The sequence below is a fragment of the Streptomyces sp. NPDC032472 genome (assembly GCF_040636955.1).
In the GTDB taxonomy this organism is placed as follows: Bacteria; Actinomycetota; Actinomycetes; order Streptomycetales; family Streptomycetaceae; genus Streptomyces.
Genome location: NZ_JBEZVK010000012.1, coordinates 1 through 22,848 on the forward strand (window position 1 = coordinate 1; position 22,848 = coordinate 22,848).

The 22,848-nt window shown below is 72.6% G+C and carries 22 protein-coding genes; 6 read left to right on the forward strand and 16 right to left on the reverse strand.

All coding sequences use genetic code 11. From position 1 onward, the window contains the following. Positions 1–24: 24 nt before the first annotated feature. Both AB0F11_RS09815 and AB0F11_RS09820 read left to right on the forward strand, forming a co-directional pair. Complete coding sequence (locus tag AB0F11_RS09815; RefSeq protein ID WP_362170454.1) at positions 25–705, forward strand: ABC transporter permease; 681 nt, start codon at positions 25–27, stop codon at positions 703–705. Between the two features lie 84 nt (positions 706–789). After that, the gene (locus AB0F11_RS09820) at positions 790–1,452 is read left to right on the forward strand and encodes a rhomboid-like protein (protein WP_362170219.1); all 663 of its coding nucleotides are present in this window, start codon (positions 790–792) and stop codon (positions 1,450–1,452) included. On the opposite strand, the gene AB0F11_RS09825 is transcribed toward AB0F11_RS09820, so the two are convergent. After that, positions 1,449–2,105 carry a response regulator transcription factor gene (locus tag AB0F11_RS09825; RefSeq protein ID WP_362170221.1) on the reverse strand — a complete coding sequence of 219 codons (657 nt, stop codon included), beginning with the start codon at positions 2,103–2,105 and terminating at the stop codon, positions 1,449–1,451. The two genes, AB0F11_RS09820 and AB0F11_RS09825, sit on opposite strands and share 4 nt — an antisense overlap. A 10-nt stretch (positions 2,106–2,115) precedes the next feature. After that, entirely contained in the window at positions 2,116–3,144 is a 1,029-nt protein-coding gene (locus tag AB0F11_RS09830) for a histidine kinase (protein WP_362170223.1), read from the reverse strand. A gap of 163 nt (positions 3,145–3,307) precedes the next feature. Between AB0F11_RS09830 and AB0F11_RS09835 the strand changes: the two genes are divergently transcribed. Beyond that, a complete protein-coding gene (locus AB0F11_RS09835; RefSeq protein ID WP_362170225.1) occupies positions 3,308–3,868 on the forward strand; it encodes a hypothetical protein in 561 nt (186 codons plus the stop codon). A 166-nt stretch (positions 3,869–4,034) separates the two neighbouring features. Here AB0F11_RS09835 and AB0F11_RS09840 read toward each other — a convergent pair whose 3' ends face one another. From AB0F11_RS09840 to AB0F11_RS09880, 9 genes are all read right to left on the reverse strand, one after another. Next, positions 4,035–4,847, reverse strand: coding sequence for an HAD family hydrolase (locus AB0F11_RS09840; protein WP_362170227.1), 813 nt, complete (start codon positions 4,845–4,847; stop codon positions 4,035–4,037). Further along, the gene (gene serS / locus AB0F11_RS09845) at positions 4,844–6,121 is read right to left on the reverse strand and encodes a serine--tRNA ligase (protein WP_362170229.1); all 1,278 of its coding nucleotides are present in this window, start codon (positions 6,119–6,121) and stop codon (positions 4,844–4,846) included. Before serS ends, AB0F11_RS09840 begins: the two co-directional genes overlap by 4 nt. A 535-nt stretch (positions 6,122–6,656) precedes the next feature. Next, positions 6,657–7,592 carry a prephenate dehydratase gene (pheA, locus tag AB0F11_RS09850; RefSeq protein ID WP_362170231.1) on the reverse strand — a complete coding sequence of 312 codons (936 nt, stop codon included), beginning with the start codon at positions 7,590–7,592 and terminating at the stop codon, positions 6,657–6,659. A 42-nt stretch (positions 7,593–7,634) separates the two neighbouring features. Beyond that, positions 7,635–8,918: an iron uptake transporter deferrochelatase/peroxidase subunit gene (gene efeB, locus AB0F11_RS09855; protein ID WP_362170456.1), complete on the reverse strand. Its 1,284-nt coding sequence runs from the start codon at positions 8,916–8,918 to the stop codon at positions 7,635–7,637. Continuing rightward, entirely contained in the window at positions 8,915–11,005 is a 2,091-nt protein-coding gene (locus tag AB0F11_RS09860; RefSeq protein ID WP_362170233.1) for a copper resistance protein CopC, read from the reverse strand. Before AB0F11_RS09860 ends, efeB begins: the two co-directional genes overlap by 4 nt. A 22-nt stretch (positions 11,006–11,027) precedes the next feature. Next, positions 11,028–11,531 (reverse strand): copper chaperone PCu(A)C, encoded by a 504-nt coding sequence (locus tag AB0F11_RS09865; RefSeq protein ID WP_362170235.1) that lies wholly within the window; start codon positions 11,529–11,531, stop codon positions 11,028–11,030. Next, a complete protein-coding gene (locus tag AB0F11_RS09870) occupies positions 11,528–12,184 on the reverse strand; it encodes an SCO family protein (protein ID WP_362170237.1) in 657 nt (218 codons plus the stop codon). Before AB0F11_RS09870 ends, AB0F11_RS09865 begins: the two co-directional genes overlap by 4 nt. Before the next feature lie 145 nt (positions 12,185–12,329). Continuing rightward, the gene (locus AB0F11_RS09875) at positions 12,330–13,055 is read right to left on the reverse strand and encodes a YcnI family protein (protein WP_362170239.1); all 726 of its coding nucleotides are present in this window, start codon (positions 13,053–13,055) and stop codon (positions 12,330–12,332) included. Between the two features lie 103 nt (positions 13,056–13,158). Beyond that, positions 13,159–13,968 (reverse strand): hypothetical protein, encoded by an 810-nt coding sequence (locus AB0F11_RS09880; RefSeq protein WP_362170241.1) that lies wholly within the window; start codon positions 13,966–13,968, stop codon positions 13,159–13,161. Positions 13,969–14,237: 269 nt separating this feature from the next. Here AB0F11_RS09880 and AB0F11_RS09885 point away from each other — a divergent pair, with 269 nt between their 5' ends. Then, positions 14,238–14,735: an ATP-binding protein gene (locus AB0F11_RS09885; protein ID WP_362170243.1), complete on the forward strand. Its 498-nt coding sequence runs from the start codon at positions 14,238–14,240 to the stop codon at positions 14,733–14,735. Positions 14,736–14,831: 96 nt separating this feature from the next. Here AB0F11_RS09885 and AB0F11_RS09890 read toward each other — a convergent pair whose 3' ends face one another. Continuing rightward, positions 14,832–16,298 carry an aminopeptidase P family protein gene (locus tag AB0F11_RS09890; protein WP_362170245.1) on the reverse strand — a complete coding sequence of 489 codons (1,467 nt, stop codon included), beginning with the start codon at positions 16,296–16,298 and terminating at the stop codon, positions 14,832–14,834. Positions 16,299–16,389: 91 nt separating this feature from the next. Continuing rightward, positions 16,390–18,021: a PP2C family protein-serine/threonine phosphatase gene (locus tag AB0F11_RS09895; protein WP_362170247.1), complete on the reverse strand. Its 1,632-nt coding sequence runs from the start codon at positions 18,019–18,021 to the stop codon at positions 16,390–16,392. Between the two features lie 407 nt (positions 18,022–18,428). Between AB0F11_RS09895 and AB0F11_RS09900 the strand changes: the two genes are divergently transcribed. Continuing rightward, complete coding sequence (locus AB0F11_RS09900) at positions 18,429–19,163, forward strand: bifunctional DNA primase/polymerase (RefSeq protein ID WP_362170249.1); 735 nt, start codon at positions 18,429–18,431, stop codon at positions 19,161–19,163. A gap of 648 nt (positions 19,164–19,811) precedes the next feature. Continuing rightward, on the forward strand, positions 19,812–20,024 hold the full coding sequence (locus AB0F11_RS09905) for a hypothetical protein (protein WP_362170251.1): 213 nt from the start codon (positions 19,812–19,814) through the stop codon (positions 20,022–20,024). Positions 20,025–20,206: 182 nt separating this feature from the next. Here the strand turns inward: AB0F11_RS09905 and AB0F11_RS09910 are convergent, their stop codons facing one another. The 3 genes from AB0F11_RS09910 to AB0F11_RS09920 form a co-directional block, all read right to left on the reverse strand. Continuing rightward, positions 20,207–21,181, reverse strand: a complete 975-nt coding sequence (locus tag AB0F11_RS09910; RefSeq protein ID WP_362170253.1) for a DUF5926 family protein — start codon at positions 21,179–21,181, stop codon at positions 20,207–20,209. Between the two features lie 147 nt (positions 21,182–21,328). Continuing rightward, positions 21,329–21,931, reverse strand: coding sequence for an ATP-binding protein (locus AB0F11_RS09915; protein ID WP_362170255.1), 603 nt, complete (start codon positions 21,929–21,931; stop codon positions 21,329–21,331). 85 nt (positions 21,932–22,016) lie between these two features. Then, on the reverse strand, positions 22,017–22,814 hold the full coding sequence (locus tag AB0F11_RS09920) for a glycerophosphodiester phosphodiesterase (protein WP_362170257.1): 798 nt from the start codon (positions 22,812–22,814) through the stop codon (positions 22,017–22,019). Positions 22,815–22,848: the final 34 nt, after the last annotated feature.

The window sequence follows — 22,848 nt, forward strand, 5'->3', positions numbered from 1 at the left end:
GGCCCCCGCCACACCAACCCCCCCCTGCTCGCCCGCCCCCGCGCGCCGACCCTCTCCGCGCGCCCCGCCGTGCTCTTCTACAACCCGGGCGCCGGCCGCGCCCCCCCCGGCGCGCACGACAAGATCGCCGCCGATCTGCTGGGCGGCTTCGCCCTCGCGACCATGGTCCCGCTGATCGGCGTCATCGCCGGCACCGGAGCCATCGGCCCCGAGATCGACGACGGCTCGATCGTCTACCTGCTCTCCAAGCCCGTGAAGCGGCCGACGATCATCCTCACCAAGCTGACCGTCGCGATCGCCGTCACCATGGCCTTCTCCGCCATCCCCACGCTGGTCGCCGGCTTCATCCTCAACGGCAACGGCCAGCAGATCGCCGTCGCCTACACCGTCGCCGCCCTCGTCGCCTCCATCGCCTACAGCGCCCTGTTCCTGCTGCTGGGCACGGTCAGCCGACACGCGGTGGTCTTCGGTCTCGTCTACGCCCTGATCTGGGAGTCGCTCTTCGGCAGCCTGGTCTCCGGCGCGAAGACCCTCAGCGTCCAGCAGTGGGCCCTGGCCCTGGCCGAGAAGGTCGCCGGCGAAGGCTACGTCGACGCCACCGTCGGCCTGCCCACAGCGGTGGTCCTGCTGTCGGTGGTCACCGTCGGCGCCACCCTCTACGCCGGCCAGAAGCTGCGCCGCCTCACCCTGGCGGGCGAGGAGTAGAACCGGCCGCACCGGCCCCGCAGCCCGTGCCCCGCCCGGCCCACCGGCCGGGCGGGGCACGGCCGTCCGAGGCATGATCGGTGCATGACGGAGCACGCCGAGCCCGAGCCGTCCAGGCCCGTACGGTCCTGGATACGCTCCTCGCCCGGCACGCACATATGGCTGCTCGTCATCGCCATCACCAGCCTCATCGTCGTGATCGCCCCCGACCATCTCGAACACGTGCTGCTTCACCGGCACAGCAGCAACATCCACGAGCTGACCAGACACCCCGTACGGGCCCTGCTCTCCAGCGCCTTCTGGATCGAGAACCCGGCCTCGCTCGTCCTGTACGCGGTCCTCTTCGAGCTCTTCCACGCCCCCGTCGAACGCTGGCTCGGCACCCTGCGCTGGCTCGCCATCGTCGCCACCGCGCACATCACGGCCACCCTGATCAGCCAGAAGGTCGTTCTGACGGCCATCCAGGACCACCGGGCACCGCAGAGCATGGTCCACGTCGTCGACGTCGGCGTCTCCTACGGCCTGGCCGCCTCCATCGGCGTGCTGACCTACCACCTGCCCAGCCCGGTGCGGTGGTTCTACCTCGCCGGAGCCGTCGCCTTCTACGGGATCCCGCTCCTGACCGGCAGCACGTTCACCGACCTCGGGCATGCCATCTCGCTCGCCGTCGGCCTGCTCGCCTGGCCGCTCACCCGCCACCCTCCGCCGACAGCCGCTGTTTCACGTGAAACATGGCGAGCCGGCTAGACCTCGCGGTCCTCCGCCCGCACCACCCCGTGCTCCCAGGCCCACGCGGCGATCCCCACCCGGTTGCGCGCACCGACCTTCGCCTGCACGTTCGCGATGTGCGTCTTCGCCGTCCCCGCGCTGATGTACAGCTCGGCGCCGATCTCCGCGTTGGTCAGCCCCCGCGCCACGAGCCGTACGATCTCCACCTCCCGCCCGGTCAGCGGATGGGCCGCATCCGCCCGGGGCACCGCGGGCCGGGCCGGGGCGAGCCGGCTCAGCAGCCGTACCGTGATCTGCGGGCTGATCAGGGTGTCCCCGGCCATCGCCGCCCGCACCCCCTCGATCAGCAGGGTCGGCCCCGACCGCTTCAGCAGGAAGCCGCAGGCCCCGTGGCGCAGTGCCGTCTGCACGTACTCGTCCTGGTCGAAGGTGGTGACCACCACGACCCGGGTCTGCGGCGAGAGGCGGCGGGTCACCTCCAGTCCGTCCAGCCGCGGCATCCGGATGTCCGCGAGCACCACGTCCGGCCGCAGCGCCCGAGCCTGCGCCACCGCGCTCTCCCCGTCGGCGGCCTCCCCCACCACGGTCATGTCCGGCTGCGAGTCGAGGATCAGCCGGAAGCCGCTGCGGATGTCCTCTTGGTCGTCGGCTATCAGGATGCGTGTGGTCACGGCGCCATGATCACCCGTCGCCCCGGTCCACGGCAGGGAACACCGCGAGAACCCGCCATCCGCCCGTACCGTCCGGGCCTGCGTCCAGCGTGCCGCCTGCCGCCTCCACGCGCTCCCGCAGCCCGGCCAGACCCGTGCCCCCGCCGTGGCGCCACCGGCCCAGCAGGCTGCGGGACCCGCGCGCGGGCGCGCTGTTCGACACGGCCAGCTCCGTCCCCGTCCCGGCCCGGCGCACCTCCACCCGTACCGCCCGAGCCCCGGGCGCGTGGCGGCGTACGTTGGTGAGTGCCTCCACCGCCACCCGGTACGCGGCGGCGTCCGCCTCGCGCGAGAGCGCGCCCGCTGCCTCCGGCGCGGCCTCCAGCGCCGCGCCCTCGAACCGCCCCACGAGCTCCGGCAGGGCATCCAGCCCCGGCGCCGGGGTCGTGGGGCCGCCGCCCGCCGCCCGCAGGGCGTGCACCGTGCGGTCCATGGAGGCCAGTGCGCTCAGGCCCGCCGCCTCGATGCGTTGCAGGGCGGGCAGGGCCCGGCCCGGATCGCTGTCGGCCACGAACCGGGCCGCCTGAGCCTGGACGACGATGGCGCTGACGTCGTGGGCCACGAAGTCGTGCAGATCCCGGGCCAGTTCCAGCTGCTGGTCCCGCCGGGCCTCCCGGACCGCCTGCCGCACCCGAGCCGCCTGAAAGCGCAGGTACCCGCCGACGGCCACGGCGCCGAGCGCGGGCAGCGACCAGAACGCCGCGGCCCCGGCCATCTCCAGCCACCGCGCCCACCCGCCGTCGGAGGCGAAGTCCGCCCCCGAGTCCAGCAGGAACGGCACCGGCCACAGCGCGACGCCGGCCACGCCCACCGCACAGGCGGACACCGCCCGGCGCGGGGGAGCCCACCGGGCCGCCAGCGCGAGCAGCGGCAGCAGCAGCACGGCCCCGGCCAGCAGCCAGGCCGCGGGCGCCCCGGCCACCGAACAGCCCAGGCAGAGCACGCCGGTGACGGCGGTCAGCGGGGCGTACAGGGGGCAGGCACGCAGCTTCAGGGACATGCCCGCGACCCTACGAGCCCCGGCTCGCCCCGACCATCTGCCGTTCGGCAGACGGGAGCCGCCCCGGGAAGGCCTTGGCCGTGCCGATCGGCGGATGGCGGCCGGTGGCAGCGTCGGTCGAGCCTTGAGGCAGCAACCGCCGCCCCGCCGAACGGAGTCCACGATGTCCGCGCCCACCGCCAGCGCCATGCCCATCCCGCCCCGGCCCGCTGCCACCGACCCGGCCGAGGGCGTCAGCCGGCCGCTGGTGTGGGTGGCCAGGGCCGCCGCGCTCACGCTGGTGCCGAGCGGCCTGTGGCGGCTGGCGGTCGCCGTCGGCGTGCCGTCCGGCTTCAAGCCCGGCAACCCGCTGCACGTCGATCATTTCCCCGGCCCCACTTCCTTCTACCTGGTGGGCCTGACCCTCTTCGCCGAATGCCTGGGCCTGCTCAGCCTCGGACTGGTCCAGCGCTGGGGCGAGGTGCTGCCGCACTGGGTCCCGTGGCTGGGCGGGCGCGGCATCCCGCCCCTCGCCGCGGTCATCCCGGCCTCGGTCGGCGCTGCGGCCGTCACGCTGATCACTTTCCCGGGCCTGTGGCGTTGGGACGACGCGATGGCGGCGGCAGATGCTCCGACCGGAACCGCGGCCTGGGTGATGACCTTCTGCTATGCGCCCCTGGTGCTGTGGGGGCCGCTGCTCGCCGTTGTGACCGTCGCCTACTGGCGGCGCCGGCGCCACGGCTGACGTACGGAGAAAATCGCTGGTACGGCGCTTCGGGCAGGGGCAGAGTGAGTCGTGCGGGGAGTAACAAAAGGTCCGGGGCAGCCACTTCGAGCGCGCCCTGCGGCGCGGGCTGCCCCGGACCCTCGTGCATGACGGCCGCGGCGATGACGCCGCGGCCGCCCAAGCCTCATGCGGCGCCGAGCAGGCGCTCCAGGACGACCGCGATGCCGTCCTCCTCGTTGGAGGTCGTCACCTCGTCCGCCACCGCCTTGAGCTCCGCATGGGCGTTGGCCATCGCCACGCCGTGCGCCGCCCAGCCGAACATCGGTATGTCGTTGGGCATGTCGCCGAAGGCGATCGTCTCGGCCGCCTTGACCCCCAGCCGGCGTGCGGCCAGGGACAGGCCCGTGGCCTTGGTGAGCCCCAGCGGAAGGATCTCCACTATCCCGGGGCCCGCCATGACGATGTCCACGAGGGAGCCGACCGTCTCGCGGGCCACCTTGACCAGCGCGTCGTCGTCCAGCTCCGGGTGCTGGATGTACAGCTTGTTCAGCGGAGCCGACCACATGGCCGCGGTGTCGTCCAGGTAGCGGGCCGGAAGGCCCCCCTGTACCCGGTAGCCCGGCCCGAGCAGCACGTCGCCGTCGAGCCCGTCGCGGCTGGCCGCGAGGGCCAGCGGGCCCACCTCGGCCTCCAGCTTCGCCAGTGCCAGCCCGGCGAGCTGCCGGTCCAGGGTCACCGAGGTCAGCAGCCGATGCGCCCCCGCGTCGTAGACCTGGGCGCCCTGCCCGCACACCGCGATCCCCCGGTAGCCGAGGTCGTCGAGCACGCTCCGGGTCCAGGGCACGGCCCGGCCCGTGACGATGATGTGCACCGCGCCCGCCGCGGTGGCCGCGACGAGCGCCTCACGGGTGCGTTCCGAAACGGTGTCGTCGCCACGCAGCAGAGTGCCGTCGAGGTCGGTCGCGACGAGCTTGTACGGGAACGGGGCCGGGCTCACTTGGTGATCGGCTCCAGGACCTCGCGGCCGCCCAGGTAGGGACGCAGGACCGGGGGCACGTGCACGGAGCCGTCGGCCTGCTGGTGGTTTTCCAGGATCGCGACGATCGTGCGCGGCACGGCGCACAGGGTGCCGTTCAGCGTGGCGAGCGGCTGGGTCTTCTTGCCGTCGCGGACACGGATCGACAGGCGGCGGGCCTGGAAGCCGTCGCAGTTCGAGGCGGAGGTCAGCTCGCGGTACTTGCCCTGGGTCGGGATCCACGCCTCGCAGTCGAACTTGCGCGAGGCGGAGGCGCCGAGGTCACCGGTGGCGACGTCGATCACCTGGAACGGCAGCTCGAGGCTGGTCAGCCACTGCTTCTCCCAGGCGAGCAGGCGGGCGTGCTCGGCCTCGGCGTCCTCCGGCGCGACGTACGAGAACATCTCGACCTTGTCGAACTGGTGGACGCGGAAGATGCCGCGGGTGTCCTTGCCGTACGTACCGGCCTCGCGGCGGAAGCACGGGGAGAAGCCGGCGTAGCGCAGCGGCAGCTTCTCGGCGTCGATGATCTCGTCCATGTGGTACGCGGCGAGGGGGACCTCGGAGGTGCCGACCAGGTAGAAGTCGTCCTTCTCCAGGTGGTACACGTTCTCCGCGGCCTGGCCGAGGAAGCCGGTGCCCTCCATGGCGCGCGGACGGACCAGCGCGGGGGTGAGCATCGGGATGAAGCCGGCCTCGGTGGCCTGCGCGATGGCGGCGTTGACCAGGGCCAGCTCCAGCAGGGCGCCGACACCGGTGAGGTAGTAGAAGCGCGAGCCCGACACCTTGGCGCCGCGCTCGACGTCGATGGCGCCGAGCGCCTCGCCGAGCTCCAGGTGGTCCTTGGGCTCGAATCCCTCGGCAGCGAAGTCGCGGATCGTGCCGTGCGTCTCGAGGACGGTGAAGTCCTCCTCGCCGCCGACCGGCACGTCGGGGTGGACGACGTTGCCGAGCTTGAGGAGCAGGGTGCGGGCCGCGTCGTCGGCCTCGTTCTGCTCGGCCTCCGCGGCCTTGACGTCGGTTTTGAGCTGCTCCGCCTTCTTCAGCAGCTCGGCCCGCTCCTCCGGGGAGGCCTTGGGGATGAGCTTGCCGAGCGACTTCTGCTCATTGCGCAGTTCGTCGAAGCGCATGCCGGAGGACCTGCGGCGCTCATCGGCGGAGAGCACGGCGTCGACGAGCTCGACGTCCTCTCCACGGGCGCGCTGCGAGGCGCGGACACGGTCAGGGTCTTCACGGAGCAGCCGAAGGTCAATCACCCCTCCAGGCTACCGGTCTGGGCTTCCAGGACTCACACCGATATCACGCTGCGTGTCGCTATGTCCTAATTGCCGAGAATGGAAAACTCTGATCGACTGGCCGGAAGTGGGCCCTCCCGAATCGTCGACAAAGAATGCCCCATTCCCCGGAAAGGGGAACAATCCGAGCATCCCGCCCCTCTGGGTGGGCGTCGGAGCTCTCACCTTGTCCACAGGAAACGCCCAGCCCACCGAGTTGTCCACAGGCTGTGCGCCGCATCTGTGGACACGGAATGAGATCAATCCCGTTCACCTGGCGGCCGGAACGAATCAGGGTTCAAACCGGCTCCACACACTCATTCGGGTGGGAATGCCTCGCCCCTAAGAGTTCATCGGTGATGCGCGGGTGACGCCGTTCACCTTCCGCTCTTCAGCGCGAAACCTGGGCTCGCCGACCGATTTGTCGACCTTGCCGGGCTCAACTGTCGACTAGTCCACAGGTCCGCATCTCGCCCTGTGGATAACTCTGTGGACAGTGGAGAACCGCCGGAGGCGGCTACGGCCGGCCGTCGAGGCAGCGTGTCAGCCAGTCCGAAGCGGCCGTGAAGTCACCGTCCGACGTCCCGGGCCGCGGGGCCCGGACCTCACTGCGGGTGACGCCCGCCCGCGGATAGGAGCCCAGGAAGCGAACCTGGGGACAGGTCCGCTTCAGTCCCATCAGCGCCTCGCTGACGCGGCGGTCCGAGATGTGGCCCTCGGCATCCACGGCGAAGCAGTAGTTGCCGATTCCCTCCCCCGTCGGCCGCGACTGGATCAGCATCAGATTGACCCCCCGCACGGCGAACTCCTGGAGCAGTTCCAGCAGCGCACCGGGGTGGTCGTCGCCGAGCCACAGCACCACGGAGGTCTTGTCGGCGCCCGTCGGGGCGGCCGGTCGGGCGGGGCGGCCCACGAGCACGAAGCGCGTCTCCGCGTTCTCCGCGTCATGGATCTCCGTGACCAGCGGGACGAGCCCGTAGGTGGCCGCCGCGAACTCGCCCGCGAAGGCGGCGTCGAAGCGGCCCTCCTGGACCAGCCGGGCCCCGTCGGCGTTCGACGCGGCCGACTCCCATACCGCGTCGGGCAGGTTCGCCCGCAGCCAGTTGCGCACCTGCGGTTGGGCGACCGGGTGCCCGGTGACGGTCTTCACGTCCGACAGCGCGGTGCCCGGCCGCACGAGCAGCGCGAACGCGATTGGCAGCAGCACCTCGCGGTAGATCATCAGCGGCTCGCCCGAGGCCAGCTCGTCCAGCGTGGCGGTGACACCGCCCTCCACCGAGTTCTCGATCGGCACCAAGGCGGCCGCAGCCTCCCCGTTGCGCACGGCATCCAGGGCGGAGGCCACCGACACCATCGGGACGAGCTCCCGGGTCGCGGCTTCCGGCAGCGTGCGGAGGGCGGCTTCGGTGAAGGTGCCCTCGGGACCGAGATACGTGAAGCGGGTGGCCGACATGCGATCAGCCTAATGCCGGGCCCCCGGCCCGAGGGGTGCTGTTCACCCTTCGAGCAGCCGCTGCCCCACGTACTCCCCTTCACGCGGGCCGGGCGGCACCGCGTACAGGCCGCTGGACTCGTGCCGGATGAACGCCGACAGGGCGTCCCCGCGGTCGAGCTTGCGCTGCACCGGCACGAAACCGCGCAGCGGGTCCGCCTGCCAGCAGATGAACAGCAGCCCCGCGTCGGGGGTGCCGTCCGCCGCGATCCCGTCGTGGAAGGAGAAGGGGCGCCTGAGCATGGCGGCCCCGCCGTTCTGCGCGGGCGCGGAGATCCGGGCGTGCGCATTGGCGGCGATGACGGTCTTCCCGTCGGGGCCCAGCTTGTCGAGATCCATCGCGGTGGTCTCGGTGCCGCCGCTCAGAGGCGCTCCGTTGGCCTTCGTCCGGCCGATGACCTGCTCCTGCTGGGCCTGGCTCTGCTGGTCCCAGGCATCCAGCAGCATCCGGATGCGCCGCACGACGGCGTACGAGCCCCCGCCCATCCACGCGTGCGCGGCAGGGCCCGGCCCGGCCGCGGGCACGAAGATCCGCTTGTCGAAGTCGGGGTCCGCCGGCTTGGGGTTCGCGGTCCCGTCGACCTGGCCCATCAGGTTGCGGGCGGTCATCGGGGAGGCGGTGGCCCCGGGAGAGCGGTTGAAGCCGTTCATCTGCCAGCGCACCCGGGCGGCGTCCCCGGCGTCCTTCTGCAGCGCGCGCAGCGCGTGGAAGGCGACGAGGCCGTCGTCGGCGCCGATCTGCACCCACAGGTCGCCGTTGCTGCGCTGGGGATCGAGCTGGTCGGCGGAGAAGTCCGGCAGCGGGTCCAGCGCCGTGGGCCGACGGTCCGTGAGCCCGGTGCGCTCGAAGAAGGAGTGGCCGAACCCGAAGGTGACGGTGAGCGAGCACGGCCCGGAGTCGAGGGCGATGCCCGAATCCGCTGTCGGTGCAGTCTCACCGGCCATCAGCCGGCGGGCCGTCTCGGACCAGCGTCGCAGCAGGGCGGCGGCCTCCTTGCGGCCGGCGCCGGGCGCCAGGTCGAAGGCGAGGACGTGGCCCTTGGCCTGGAGGGGCGTGGTGATGCCGGCCTGGCGCTCGCCGTGGAAGGCGACCCGGGTGGCACCCACCGAGGCCAGGCCTCCCGCCGCGCCGGAGGCTCCGGCCGGCGCGTCGCCGAGCGCGGAGTGCACCAGCGCGCCGCCCGTCGCACCCAGCGCGAGCCCGGTGGCGCCTGCGGCACCCACGGTGCCCAGCAGCCGGCGGCGGGAGATGTCGATGTGGGGGTTGCTCTCGCTCACGCTGGTCAGCCGATCTTCACGGTCTTCTGGACGGTCGTCTGGTCGATGTCGGATGTGCGGACGGTCACGTCGATCCGCCATTCCCCGGTGAGCGGCAGCTGCACTCCGGAGGCACTCCAGTGTCCCGGCGTCGCCCGCTCGGGAACGAGCGGGAGGGGGCCGATGTCCTTGGCGGGCAGGGTGAAGGCCACCTTGAGCTCCGGGACGTCGAGCGGCCCGCCCTCGGGGGACTCCACCCAGAGGTGGAGGGTGTTGGCGCCGACCCGGCCCGGGTCGAGCTCCAGCCGCACCGATCCCTTGCCGCTGGGGCCGCCGGTGTCGAACGGCAGCGTCACCTTGACCGCACGGTCGGGGACCGCCGTGGAGGCCGCGCCGGAACTGCGCCCCGCCTCCTTCTGCGCGGTACGCCCGGGCTCGGTACCGGTGAGCACGGTGGTCACGGCGAGCAGGACGACGGCCACCGCGGCCTCGGCGAGAACCGAGCGGCGCAGGCCGGCCCGGTTCGGATCGGCGTCGCGGGCCTGCCGCTCCCGTGCGTTCTCGCGCGCCGCCCGCTGCCGGGCCAGCTGCGCGGCCCGCTTCGGGTCCTCGGGGGCGGCTTCCTCGAGGGCGGCTTCCTCGGTGGGGGATGTTTCACGTGAAACGTCGGCGGAGTCCGTTTCACGTGAAACATCGGCCAGGGCCGCTTCACCGGAGGTGCTCCCAGCGGTGGCCGGGGCGGAGACACGGCCCGCCGGTGCGCCGACCTCGACCGGCCGCGCGGCAGATACCTGGGCCAGCCGTGCGGTCCAGCCCCGCGAGACGTAGGCGATCCCGACGAGAACGGCGACGAGGCCGACCTTGATCAGCAGCAGCCGCCCGTAGGAGGTTCCGGTCAGCGCCGACCAGCTGCCGACCTGGCGCCAGGACTGGTAGAGGCCGGTGATCGTGAGGACGACGACGCTGGTGAAGGCGACCCGGGAGAAGCGCCGGACCGCCTCGCGCTCCATTCCGGGCACCTTGTGGAGTGCGACGAGGAGCGCGGTGAGTCCGCCGAGCCAGGCGGCGACGGCCAGCAGGTGCAGGATGTCGGCCGGCATGGCGATACCGGGCTGGATGCCGGTGGAGGCGTGCTCGGACAGGGCCCAGGTCGCGGCGATGCCGCCGGCGACGACGGCCCCGCCGATCCCGAGCCCGAACTCCAGGTCGCCGGTCTCCTTGTCCTTCTCCTTGTTCTTCTCTGCGTCTGTCTCGTCCTCGGCGCCGGTGCCGACGGTCCCGCTCTCGCCGGCCTGCCGGCGCGCGTACGCGCCGAACAGGACGGCGAGGAACAGCGCGGCGGCGCCCAGCAGCAGCAGCCGCGACACCAGGGAGGCACCGGTCTTGGTCCCCAGGACTGCCCGCAGGCCGTCGAGGTCGAGCACGTCGGCGAACTTCCCGGACCCGGTGTACGGGGTGCGCAGCACCAGCATCGCGAGGGTGGCGGCGGTGAGCGTGACCCAGGCGCGCAGGACGAGCTTCTGCAGCGGCCGCTCGGCGGCGCCCCGGCGCCAGCACAGCAGGATGAAGGCGGAGGCGCCCACCAGGACGGTGAAGCCGGCGTAGGCGGCGTAGCGGGCGATGCCGTACGCGATGCCGACGGGCCCGCCTCCCGCCTCGCGGGAGGGGAGCGAGACGCTGGTGGCCGAGGGGGCGCCGATGGAGAAGGTGAAGGCACCGGAGACGGGGTGGCTGTCCGCGGAGACGGCCTGCCAGGCGACGGTGTAGGTGCCGTCGGGCAGCCCGGAGTGCAGGGCGGTGCCGTACCGGACGGTGGATCCGCTGCACATGTCCCGCAGTTCGCCGGTGTCCACCCGCTTGCCCTGGGGGTCCAGGACGCGGATGGAGTCGCCGCCCATGGCGACCTGCTCCGAGAAGGACAGGGTCACCTGGGCGGGGGCCGTGGCGACCACCGCTCCGTCCTTGGGGTCGCTCGCGGTGAGTGCGGCGTGCGCCGCGGCCGGGCCGGCCGCGGTGAACAGGCTCGCCAACAGGGCTGCGAGGACCAGCGCGAGCCGCGGCAGGATCGCCGCGGCCCGGTCGCGGGCCGTGGAAGGGGCGGGGGCGGTGGCCGTCATGGCGTGTCAGTCCCTCGGTCCGTCAGTGGGCGTTGGTGTTCTGGGCCTGGTACGTCCGTTCCTTCACGTCCAGTTCGACCTTGACCGGGTCGGCCTTCTCGAAGCGCAGCTCGATGGTGACCTTGTCGCCGACCTTCGGCTTGTCCTTGAGCCCCATGAACATGATGTGGTTGCCGCCGCGCTCCAGCTTCAGTTCGCCGTTCGCCGGCAGGTCCATGGACGGGACCTGCTGCATCTTCTGGTCCTTGGTCTCATGGATCTGCAGGTCGTCGGAGAGCGGGCTGGTGACGGCGGTGAGCTTGTCGGCGGTCTTGGAGTCGTTCTTGATGACCATGAAGGCGCCGGCCATCTTGTCGTTGACCGGTTCGGGCATGAACGCACCGCTGACCGTCGGCTTCGGCTTGTCCGCTGCGGCCTTGCCGCCGGAATCGGAGCCGGAGCCGGAGTCCGAGGAGCAGCCGGATATGGCCAGGGCAGCCGTCACGGAGAGGGCGGTGGCCAGGGTGCGGATGGTGCGGCGGTTCACGGGTTCTCCCCCTTGGCGATCTTCGGCAGGTCCTTGGTGTAGTCGTCGACGGTCGTGCCCTCGCCGTAGAGGACGTAGCCCTCGTCGGTCTTGGGCGAGAACGCGATGACCTGGGCACCGTGCATGGAGACGACCTTGCCGTCGGCCTCCTTCTTGGCGGGGTCGATGCCGATGCCGAGCTTGCGCGCGGCGGCCTGGATCGTGGGGAAGTCCCCCGTCAGCCCGATGAAGGACGGGTCCTGGGCCTTGAGCCAGGCACCGAGGGATTCGGGGGTGTCGCGCTCGGGGTCGGTGGTGACGAAGACGACCCGGAGGTTGTCCTGGTCCGCCGTGGGCAGTGCCTTCTTGGCGACGGCGATGTTGCTCATTGTCAGAGGGCACACGTCGGGGCAGTTGGTGTAGCCGAAGTAGATGAGCGTCGGCTTGCCCTTGGTCTGCTCGCGCAGGTTCCACGGCTTGCCCGTGGTGTCCGTGAGCACGAGTTCCGGCTTGTCGAAGGGCCGGTCGAGGACGGTCGCCCGGCCGGGCTCGGACTGGCCGGTGAGCTGGGTGACCGCGGGGGTCTTGGCGGCGGGCTCGCCGCCGCAGGCGGTGAGGGTGAGCGCGGCCGCCGCGAGGAGGGCGGCGACCGTCGTCACACGTGTGGTGCGCATGGTGAGGATGTCCCTGGGATCGGGGGTTGTGTGCGGATGCACGGCCGGGCAGGGCGGCGCCGCGGACGCGGGCAGTCCCGCTTCCGGCCGCGCCGGGCCCCCGGCTGTGCGGATGTTTCTGGATACGGCCCCGGAGGGCGCCGGGTCAGGAGGCGCGGCGGCGCGAGGCGATACCGAACGCGAGACCGCCGAGGCCGACGACGATGCCGGCGATGCCGAGGGCGCGCGCCGTCGTGTCGGAGCCGCTCTTGGCAGCGGCCTCCTCGTGGCCTTCCTTGGCGTGGTCGTCGGAGTCGGCCGGCTTCTTGGCGTCGTCGTGGTGGCCGTCGGCGGCCTTGGCGGCCGTCAGCTTCAGGACGGGCGCCGGGTTCTGCGGCTCGGCCGCACCCTCCTTGGCCTCCTCGATCCACCGGACGACCTCGTTGTTGTCGTACGTCTGGATCGCCTTGAAGACCATCTGGTCGGCGTTGTCCGGCAGCTTGCCGACGGAGACCGGGAACTGCTGGAACTTGCCCGGCTCGATCTTGCCGCCGCTCCAGGTCACCTTGGTGACGGCCTCGTTGATCTGCTTGCCGTGCACGGTCAGCGGCTTGTCGAGCTTGGTCTTCTCGACCGTGACGGTCCAGCCGGGGATGTCCTGCGGCATCACGGACGACAGCGGCTGGTCGGTCGGGAAATTGACCTCAAGCTGCGTGGTAGACGCGTTGTCGCGCTCGTTCGGGACCTTGAAGTTCAAGGTGGCGTAGCCGCCCTTCGCGGCCTCCCCGGGCTGCACGCTGACGTGCGCGAAGGCGGGACCGGACAGGACGAGGACGGCTCCGGCGGCAAGGGCGGCGGCGAGGGAGACGCGCGAGGTCTTCGAGGTCTTCATGGCGGAACACTCCAGAGGCAGGGTGACGGTGGCACCGCACGCGGGCGCGCGCGGATTCCGCGGCACCAGCGCCCCGGGTGCTCCGGGGATCAGGGGTGCCGCGTCAGGCTGCGAGGGCGAAGGCCGCGGGCGGCCCGCGCCGGACCACCGTGTGCTGGAGCGTTTCCCTGCCGGTGTACGGAGCCGGCTCGGACGCGGTCCGCGGAGCCTGCCGACCCCGGGCGGGTGCGCCCGCAAGCCCGGCCGCGAGCGCCCGTACGAAAGCCAGCGCGGCGCGCAGCGGGCGCACCGGGTCCACCGCCGCACTGCCGCGCGACAGCTCGACCAGCCGGAACAGGGCGGCGTCGCCGCGCCCGAGCAGCCAGCCCGCGGCGAGCGCGGCCAGCAGGTGGCCGAGGAGCATGCCGGGGCTGAACAGGCCGGTGGCCGGAGCGGCGGAGGCCTGTGCCATGTGGGCGTGGCCGAGGTGCCCCTGGACCGCCGCCTGGGCGGCGAGGGCGGCCGGGTCGAGTCCGGCGGCCTCCAGGATCTGCCGGGCGTCGGACGGGGTCAGCGGGACCGAGTTGCCCCCGCACACCAGCTGCGCGGCGAGCGCCGCGAGCGAGGTGTCGGAGGGGGTGCTCGCCTGTGCGGCCGCGGCGCTGTGCTGGCCGAGGCCGAACACGGCGTGCAGGCCCAGCTGGCCGACGGCGAGTCCCGCGGCGATCCCGGGCAGCGAGCGTCGGCGGCCCGCGAGCGGGGCGGCGACGGCGAGCACGGCCAGGAAGCCGAGGGCGAGGGCCCACCAGGGCACGGTGGCGCAGGACGCCAGGGCGTGCCCGCCCGCCGACAGCACGACGCAGACCGCGGTGAACACCGCGGCCCGGAGCAGCCGGAGACCGGCTCCGGCGGGCGTCGTGTGGGGGACAGTCATGGCCGGGCCATCATCGCACTGCACTCACGCCCTCCCTACGGCAGGTCCGCAAGGCCGTCAGGTTCGCGGGGCCGGGGTGCGCCCACAGCCGGAGTGCGCCTGCGACTGGAGTGTGCCGACGAACCGGAGCGTGCCCACGACACCACGGCCGGAGGGAGCCCACGACCCCGTGCGCATACAACGCCCCCGCATGAGCCGCATCGGCCGAATGAGGGCTCCGGAGGCGGTCGGGGGCTTACGGTCCGCCGTGGGCGGCAATAGGTACCCGTATGAGCATCTGGTGGTCTCTCCACTTGAGGCGCGAAGCCGCGAGCGTGCCGCTCGCCCGGCGGCTGCTGCTGAGAACCATGGAGACCGCGGGGGTGGATCCGGACATCTCCTTCGAGCTGTCGGTGGCGCTGAGCGAGGCCTGCGCCAACGCGGTGGAGCACGGCGGACCGGCGCAGCCCGCCGGCCACGGCGGTGATCCGCTCCCGGAGGCGCACTCCGGCTACCGCGTCACGGCGTACCTCGACGGGGACCGCTGCCGGATCGAGGTGACCGACTCGGGCCCGGGCTTTCCGGAGGCGCAGCCGGAGCGGGCGTCGGCGCCCCGGGACGCCCGCGACGCCGTGGAGCCGTCCGAGCGCGAGAACGGCCGCGGGATGTGGCTGATCGAGGAGCTCGCGGACCACGTGCGGTTCCGCAACCGGCCGGGCCGCGGTGCGGTGGTCAGCTTCGACAAGATCCTCAAGTGGCGCGAGGGTGCCCTGCTCAAGGCCTCGTAGCGGCGGCGAGGCCGCTGCGGGAACGCCGACGGGCGGGACCTGCGTACGACAGTGCGTACGAGATCCCGCCCGTTCGGGGTTGAGCGGCCCGCGGCGTCAGCCCTTCAGGCGCGCCATCCAGTCCTCGACCTCGGCCGAGGCGCGCGGCAGGCCGGCCGACAGGTTCCGGTTGCCGTCCTCGGTGACGAGGATGTCGTCCTCGATGCGGACGCCGATACCCCGGTACTCCTCGGGCACGGTCAGGTCGTCGGCCTGGAAGTACAGGCCGGGCTCGACGGTCAGGCACATGCCCGGCTCCAGCGTGCCGTCGACGTAGGCCTCGGTGCGGGCGGCGGCGCAGTCGTGCACGTCCATGCCGAGCATGTGGCCGGTGCCGTGCAGGGTCCAGCGGCGCTGCAGGCCCAGCTCCAGGACGCGCTCGACCGGGCCCTCCAGCAGGCCCCACTCGACGAGCTTCTCGGCCAGTACGTGCTGGGCGGCGTCGTGGAAGTCGCGGAACTTCGCGCCCGGCTTGACCGCGGCGATGCCCGCCTCCTGGGCCTCGTACACCGCGTCGTAGACCTTGCGCTGGATGTCGGTGTACGTGCCGTTGATCGGCAGCGTGCGGGTGACGTCGGCGGTGTAGAGGGAGTGGGTCTCCACGCCGGCGTCGAGGAGCAGCAGGTCGCCGGGGCGGACGGGGCCGTCGTTGCGGACCCAGTGCAGGGTGCAGGCGTGCGGGCCGGCGGCGCAGATCGAGCCGTAGCCGACGTCGTTGCCCTCGACGCGGGCGCGCAGGAAGAAGGTGCCCTCGATGTAGCGCTCGGACGTGGCCTCGGCCTTGTCCAGGACCTTCACGACGTCCTCGAAGCCGCGGACGGTGGAGTCGACGGCCTTCTGCAGCTCGCCGATCTCGAAGTCGTCCTTCACCGCGCGGGCCTCGGAGAGGTAGACGCGCAGCTCCTCGTCCCGCTCGGCGGTGACCTTGTCGGTCAGGGCCTTCTCGATGACCGCGTCGTGGCCGCGGACCGCGCGGACCGGGCCGGTCGCTTCGGCGAGGGCGTCGGCGAGCTCGCGGACGTCCTTGGCGGGGATGCCGAGGAGCCGCTCGGCCTCGGCGAGGGAGTGGCGGCGGCCGACCCACAGCTCGCCCTGGCCGGACAGCCAGAACTCGCCGTTCTCGCGGTCGGAGCGGGGCAGCAGGTAGACGGTCGCGGTGTGGCCGCTCTCGCCGGAGGGCTCCAGGACCAGGACGCCGTTCTCGGTCTGGTCGCCGGTCAGGTACGCGTACTCCGTGGAGGCGCGGAACGGGTACTCGGTGTCGTTCGAGCGGACCTTCAGCCGGCCGGCGGGCACGACGAGGCGCTCGCCGGGGAAGCGTGCGGACAGCGCGGCTCGGCGGGCGGCGGTGTGCTCGGCCTGGGCGATCGGCTCCAGGCCGTGCAGCTCTGTGTCCGCCCAGCCCGTGCGCATGTTTTCGGCGAGTTCGTCGCTGACGCCCGGGTAGAGCCCGTTCTTGCGCGGCTTGTGCGTCTCCTTGGGCTGCTCTTCTTCCGGGGTCTCCGGGGTGAGCTCGTCAGCCACGTCTTCTCCTCAGCTACGACAGACAGGACCGGGTAGGGACCCTGTCCATCGTATGTGCGAGGGGAAGACGCCCGGCCGCGGATGTGACAAATCAGTCAAAGCGGGCGGCGAGCAGGACGATGTCCTCCACTGCCTCCCCCGTGCGGCCCCCGGCCGCGGCCAGGCCGGGCGCAGTCGGGGCGGTGGGCATCCCGGCCGGCGCACCCGCCGGGCCGGTCGGGCCGACCACGGCCGCCAGCGCCGGGTCGCCCTCGGGCAGCACCGTCCGCAGGACGTGGTCGCACAGCGCCGCCGGATCGTCCCGGACGCCGCGCGGCGCCCCCGCCGCTGCCGCGTGCAGCCGGGCGTAGGCCCGGTCCATCGCATCCCCGGTGCGCCGCAGCAGCCCGTCGGTGTACAGCAGCACCGTTTCTCCTGGCGCGGCGTCGATCTCCACGCTCGGCGCCTCCCAGCAGGACAGCATCCCGAGCGGCGCCGACAGCGAGGTCTCCACGTACTCCGTGCGCCGCTCGCCGACCACCAGCGGCGGGGCGTGCCCGGCACCGGCCAGCAGGATCTTGCGCTGGGCGGGCTCGCAGTAGGCGAACAGGGCGGTGGCGCAGCGCGCGGGCTCGGTCAGCCGCAGCAGCAGTTCGAGGTCGGACAGGACGGCGACGGGGTCCTCGCCCTCCATGACGGCGTACGCCCGCAGCGAGGCCCGCAGCCGGCCCATGGCCGCGACGGCGCTGGGCCCGGCGCCGGTGACGGAGCCGACGGCCAGCCCGAGCGCGCCCTCGGGCAGCGGCAGCGCGTCGTACCAGTCGCCGCCGCCCCGCGGCCCGGTGTGGTGGCGGGCGGCGAGCTGGACACCCGGGATCCGGGGCAGCCGGCTGGGCAGCAACTCCTCGGCCACGGTGGCCAGGCGGCTGCGGGACCGTTCCACCTCGAGCATCCGGGCCAGGTGCTCGGCGGCGTGCCGGGCGTAGAGGCCGGCGAGGTCGCGCTGGCGGTCGCTCGGTTCGGCCTGCTCGTCGTAGAGCCAGACGGCCGCGCCGAGCCGGCCGGTGGCCTCGGCGGTCAGCGGCAGGGCGTAGCTGGCGGCGTAGCCGAGCCGGGCGGCGACCTCCCGGTGCCGGGGGTCGACGGGCGCGCCGTACCCGCCGATGCCGGGGGCGGCATCGGGCTCGGGGAGCACCTCGGAGCCGCCGTGGGCGTCGGGGAGTCCGTCGAGGATGCGGCCGTACGAGGTCGCGGCGCGCGGCACGGTCTCGATGTGCCCGAGGTCCGCGCGGCCGAGGCCGAGGCCGATCGTGGTGGTGGGGCCGAGGCCGTCGGAGGGCTCCAGGACGATCAGGCCGCGGCGCGCGCCGACGAGGGCGGCTCCGGCGCGCAGGAACTCCTGGAGGGAGGAGTCGAGGTCGCAGGCGCGGGCGAGTCGCTCGGTCAGTTCGTGGAGGGTGGTCAGGTCGGAGACCATGCCCGCGAGCCGGTCCTGGATGAGCGTGCTCGGGGCGGGCGCCGCGGCCGGTGCGAGCACGGTGCGGGCGGGCGCGGGTGCCGTAGTGTGCGGGACCGCTGTAGCTTCCGGATCGATTCCAGCCACTTTCGGCAGATGCGGGGCGCTCATGGCGTCCGCCTTTCCACCTGGTGCGATTCGCCATATAGCATCGCAAACCCCCAGATCGTGCTGCGCCGCCATCAATGAATCCACATCTACACGCACACGAGGATCGATGTCCAGCATTGTCCCGGTGGGAATCCTGGTGTCCGTGAGACAGCAACTCACGGTCCAGCCAAGGCTAGAACTTGGCTGGAAAAAGCCGGAAGCGGACGGTTTTTGCGATCGACTGGTCAGGCGTCGAAGTGGCCCCGGGTACGTAGTCCGTGATGTCCGGGGACAGTTGGCGCAGCCCGGCGTCCGCCGGGAACCGCCCGGCACGGGCCGCCGTCCTCAGCAGCGGCAGCCGGTCCCGGCGCCGGCGCGGGTCGCGTTCCGCCCCCGCCGGGCGTTTCATGAGCCCGTAAGAAAACTGCACGAACCGTGTGAACCTGCTTCTGGCGGACAGTGACGCGAAACGTGTACGTGTGGTGAGACACCGCTCACATGGTGTGATGTGGCCCTCGGCGTTCAACGGAAAGGAACGAGCGCTCATGCGCGAGATCCTCGGAAGGCGTCTCCAGCGGCTCCGCAACCGCCTGAAAACCCTTCGGCCCGCCGCGGTGCAGAGCGGCGACCCGGCTTCCCCCGACCCGGCTTCCCCCGACCCGGCCCTCCTCGACACCGCGCTGACCTGCGCCTCCGTCTGGCAGTGGCCCGTTCTGCCCGGCGTCGGCCGGGCCGGCGGCGGGTCCGACGGCGCGCGGTGCGCCTGCCCCGACCCCGACTGCCCCGTCCCCGGGGCACACCCCTTCGACCCCGGGCTGCTCGCGGCCACCACCGACCCCCGGATGGTCGCGTGGTGGTGGACCCGCCGGCCCAGTGCCCCGGTGCTGCTCGCCACCGGCGGCTCCGCTCCGTGCGCGGTGAGCCTGCCGGCCGCCGCGGCCGCGCGGGCCGTCGTACGGCTGGACGCGCAGGGCATGCGGCTCGGCCCGATCGCGGCCACGCCCACCCGCTGGTCGCTGCTGGTGGCGCCGTACTCGCTGGAGCGCCTCGGCGAACTCCTCTACGCCAAGGACCACGTGCCCTCCGCGCTGCGCTTCCACGGCGAGGGCGGCTACCTGCTGCTGCCGCCCTCGCCCGCGTCCGGCGGCGGACAGGTGCGCTGGGAGCGGGAACCGGCGGATACCGGGAGCCTGTGGCTGCCCGAGGTCGAGGCCGTGGTGCACGCGTTGGTCGAGGCGAGCAGCGGGGCCTCCGGCGGCGGCAGCCGGCTCGCGTACTGAGCGGACCGGCAGGGCCTGCGCCTTCCGGGCTCACCTGGCGCCCTGGACCCCTCCGGATCACTCGTACGGGTGCCAGAGCGACGCGTTTCCAAGGGAATTGGGCGCGGGGATCTCCGTGCCCCATTCCCGCATCGCTATGTTCGCCGAATGAATCTCCGCTTGATCGGTATCGGCGCCGGTGTGCTGATCATCTTGTCGCTCCCGCTGGCAGGAGCGATCGCCGGACCGGATTTCGCCGGTCAGGATGACGGAAAAGGCGGCGGGTTGCTCTCGTCGCTCGGGTTTGCCGACCCCTCGGGCCGCTCGGCCTCTTCCGGTTCTTCAGGCCCTTCCGGTTCTTCAGGCTCTTCGGGCTCTTCCGGTTCTCAGGGCCGTTCCCGTACGCCGGCACCTGCTGCCGCGGCCGACGGCCGCCCGGCCGGAGCGGGGGAGTCCGGCGGTCCCGGTTCCGCCGCCCCCTCGGGTGCGCCGGCATCGGCCGCACCGCAGCAGCCCGGTCCGCCCGAACAGCCCCGCACCGACTCCCGGTGCGGACCCGAACTCTCCGCTCCGCCGGGGCTGGAGGCGCAGACGTGCGTCCTGGCCGCCGAGGGCCGGACGTGGGGCCGCAGTTACTACCGCAACACCAGCGGCCGCGCCCTGGACGCGGTGTTGACGGTGATGGGGCCGGCCGGGCACACGGTCCAGATCCGCTGCACGGTCGGGGCGGGGGACGAACCGGGGCTGTGCGAGACGCCGCGGGAGCCTTCGGCAGGGCTGCAGGACGCGTACTCGGCGGTGGCGGAGTACGCGGCTCCGGGCGACGAAGGACACCTGCTGCTGCGGTCCGGGAGCAACTCACCGGCACCGGCGGACGGTTGACCCGGCCCGGAAATGGAAGGGCCCGGTCGCTGGCGACGGGGGATGCACCAGCGACCGGGCTACAAGAACGGTAACAAGAGATCGCCTGTTCGCAAATTCGATCTCTGATATTCAGACACCGATTTGCAGGCGATTAGCGGGAGTTGTGACTCCGGTCACCGCCCCTGCGGGCCGCTCCCGGATCAGCTGAGCGTGATCTGGCGGTTGGTGAGCCCGCCGCGCGCCCGGCGCTCCTCCGCGGTCAGCGGGGCATCCGAGGCCAGGGCCGTGGCCAGCCGCTCCGCGAACTCCGCGGCCGGCTTCTCCACGTCCTGCGCGGTCATCCCGGTGGGCAGGTCCCACACCGGGACCATCAGGCCGTGCGCCCGGAAGGAGCCCACGAGCCGCGTGCCTTCGCCGAGCGAGGAGGTGCCCGCCGCGTGCAGCCGGGCCAGGGCGTCGAGCAGCTTCTCCTCGGGGTGCGGCATGACCCAGCGCAGGTGGTTCTTGTCCGGGGTCTCGCACCAGTAGGCCGCGTCCACACCGGCCAGCTTGACGGTGGGGATGGCGGCGGCGTTGGCGCGCTCCAGGGAGGCGGCGATCTCCGGGGAGGCGTTCTGGGCGGTCTCCGCATCCGGAATCCAGAATTCGAAGCCGCTGTGCACAACCGGCTCGAAAACGCCGTCCGTGTCCAGGAGATCCTGAAGTCGCGGCCCCTCGGCGGGAACCCGGCGGCCCGGAACGGGATTGCCCGGTTCCGTGGCGAGCGCGCGCTCCAGGGTGTCGGCCATGTCGCGGGCGAGGTCCCCGGTGGTGGAGTCGTTCTGCAGGCCGAGCAGGACGGAGCCGTCCTCGCGGCGCAGCGCCGGCCAAGCCATGGGCAGTACGGTCACCAGCGTGACGGAGGGGACGCCTTCGGGCAGGCCGCCCTTGAGCGAGAGCGGGACGGTGGCCGCGGGCACGAGCTCGCGCAGCGCCACCCAGTCGCACTCGTTCGGCAGACCCTCGAACGGACGCTGCACGTGCGCGGTGGCGGCGTGCGAGGCGGCCGCGCCGTGGCAGGCCTTGTAGCGGCGGCCGGATCCGCAGGGGCAGGGCTCGCGGGCGCCCACCACCGGGATCTCCCCGTTCTCGATCTGCGGCTTTGCAGTCTTGGCTGCGGGGCGCTTCTTGGCCATCGTGCGTGACTCCCGGTTGCGGCGGTACGGCTGTTGCGTCTGGGCGTGAGCCTAGCCGCTCGTACCGCCGCAACCGGTGGGGTGCGGCCGGGAGCACGGTCGGCGTGCGCTCCCGGTCGGCCGCGTGTGCGGACGGCCGCGATCCGGTCAGGGATCCAGGTCGTCGAAGGCCGAGGCGAAGTCGAGGACCGGGGCCGCAACGCGCGTAGCAAAATCGACGTGGCGGGGCCCGCACGCGACGATCACCCATACGGTGACCTCGCCCGCCGCCCCGTCCCGCACTCCCCAGTCCTGTGCGAGGGCGCTGATGATGTTCAGCCCCCGGCCGCCGTGCGCGGTGACCGAAGGCGTGGCCGGAACGGGCCGGGTGGGTCCGCCCCCGTCCGTCACCTCGACCGTCAGCCGCCCCGCCTGGTCGACGCGCCATGCGGCGCGAATCTCCCCGTCCCCGACCTCGCCCGCGCCCAGCGGTCTGCCGTGCCGGCAGGCGTTGCTGAGCAGTTCGGAAAGGATCAGTACGGCGTCGTCCACGACCGATTCGGACACCCCGCTGATGCGCAGCTGCTCGCGCATCCGGTGTCTCGCCTCACCCACGCCCGCAGGACCATGGCGTACGTCCACGCACGACGACGTGGGCACTTCCTGTGCCACCACCAACGCCACCCCCGGAACCTCCTTAGTCCCACGCCATGGTCTGGATGCCCCCGTGGCCTGGACCGGAAACCGGTGAAGCGGAGCCCTCTGACGCATTCATGACCAGCGACTGCGGAGCGGATGCGCCGGGGCACACCGTGTCACGCACGAGCCGTACGGGGCGGGTGGGCAAATCGGGACGTCAGCGTCCGAGCTGGGACAGAACCTGACGTGGCCGGTTCGTGATGATCGCTTCTACACCCAGATCAGCGCAGAGCTGAACGTCATCCGGTTCGTTCACGGTCCATACGTGGACGGAGTGGCCGGCGTTCTGGAGCCTGCGGACGAAGCCCGGGTTGTTGCGCACGATCCGCATGCCCGGGCCGGCGATCCGCACTCCCGCCGGCAGCCGGCCGTCGCGCATGCGCGGCGAGACGAACTGCATGAGGTAGACGGTCGGGACGGTCGGCGCCACGGCCCGGACCCGGTGCAGGGAGCGGGCGGAGAAGCTCATGACGCGGACCGGGTGGGGGCCGTCGGAGGGCGGGGCGTCCAGCCCGAACCGCTTGAGGAGGAAGAGGAGGCGCTCCTCCACCTGTCCGGCCCAGCGGGTGGGGTGCTTCGTCTCGATCGCGAGCGGTACGGGCCGCCCCGCATCGGCGACCAGCTCCAACAGCCGCTCCAGGGTCAGCACGGAGGTGCGCTCGGGGTCGGCGACCCAGTCGGGGGACTCCTCGCGGTCCTTCCAGGAGCCGAAGTCGAGGGCGGCGAGGTCCGCCAGCTCCAGGGCGGAGACGGCGCCGCGGCCGTTGGAGGTGCGGTTGACCCGGCGGTCGTGGACCAGGACCAGATGGCCGTCGGCCGTGAGCCGGACATCGCATTCGAGGGCGTCGGCGCCGTCCTCGATGGCCTTGCGGTAGGCGGCCAGCGTGTGCTCGGGGGCGTCCTCCGAAGCTCCGCGGTGGGCGACGACCTGGATGGGCGGCGTTGCGTGGGTCACCGGGTCATGGTGCCACCGCGGGGGCCCCGGACGG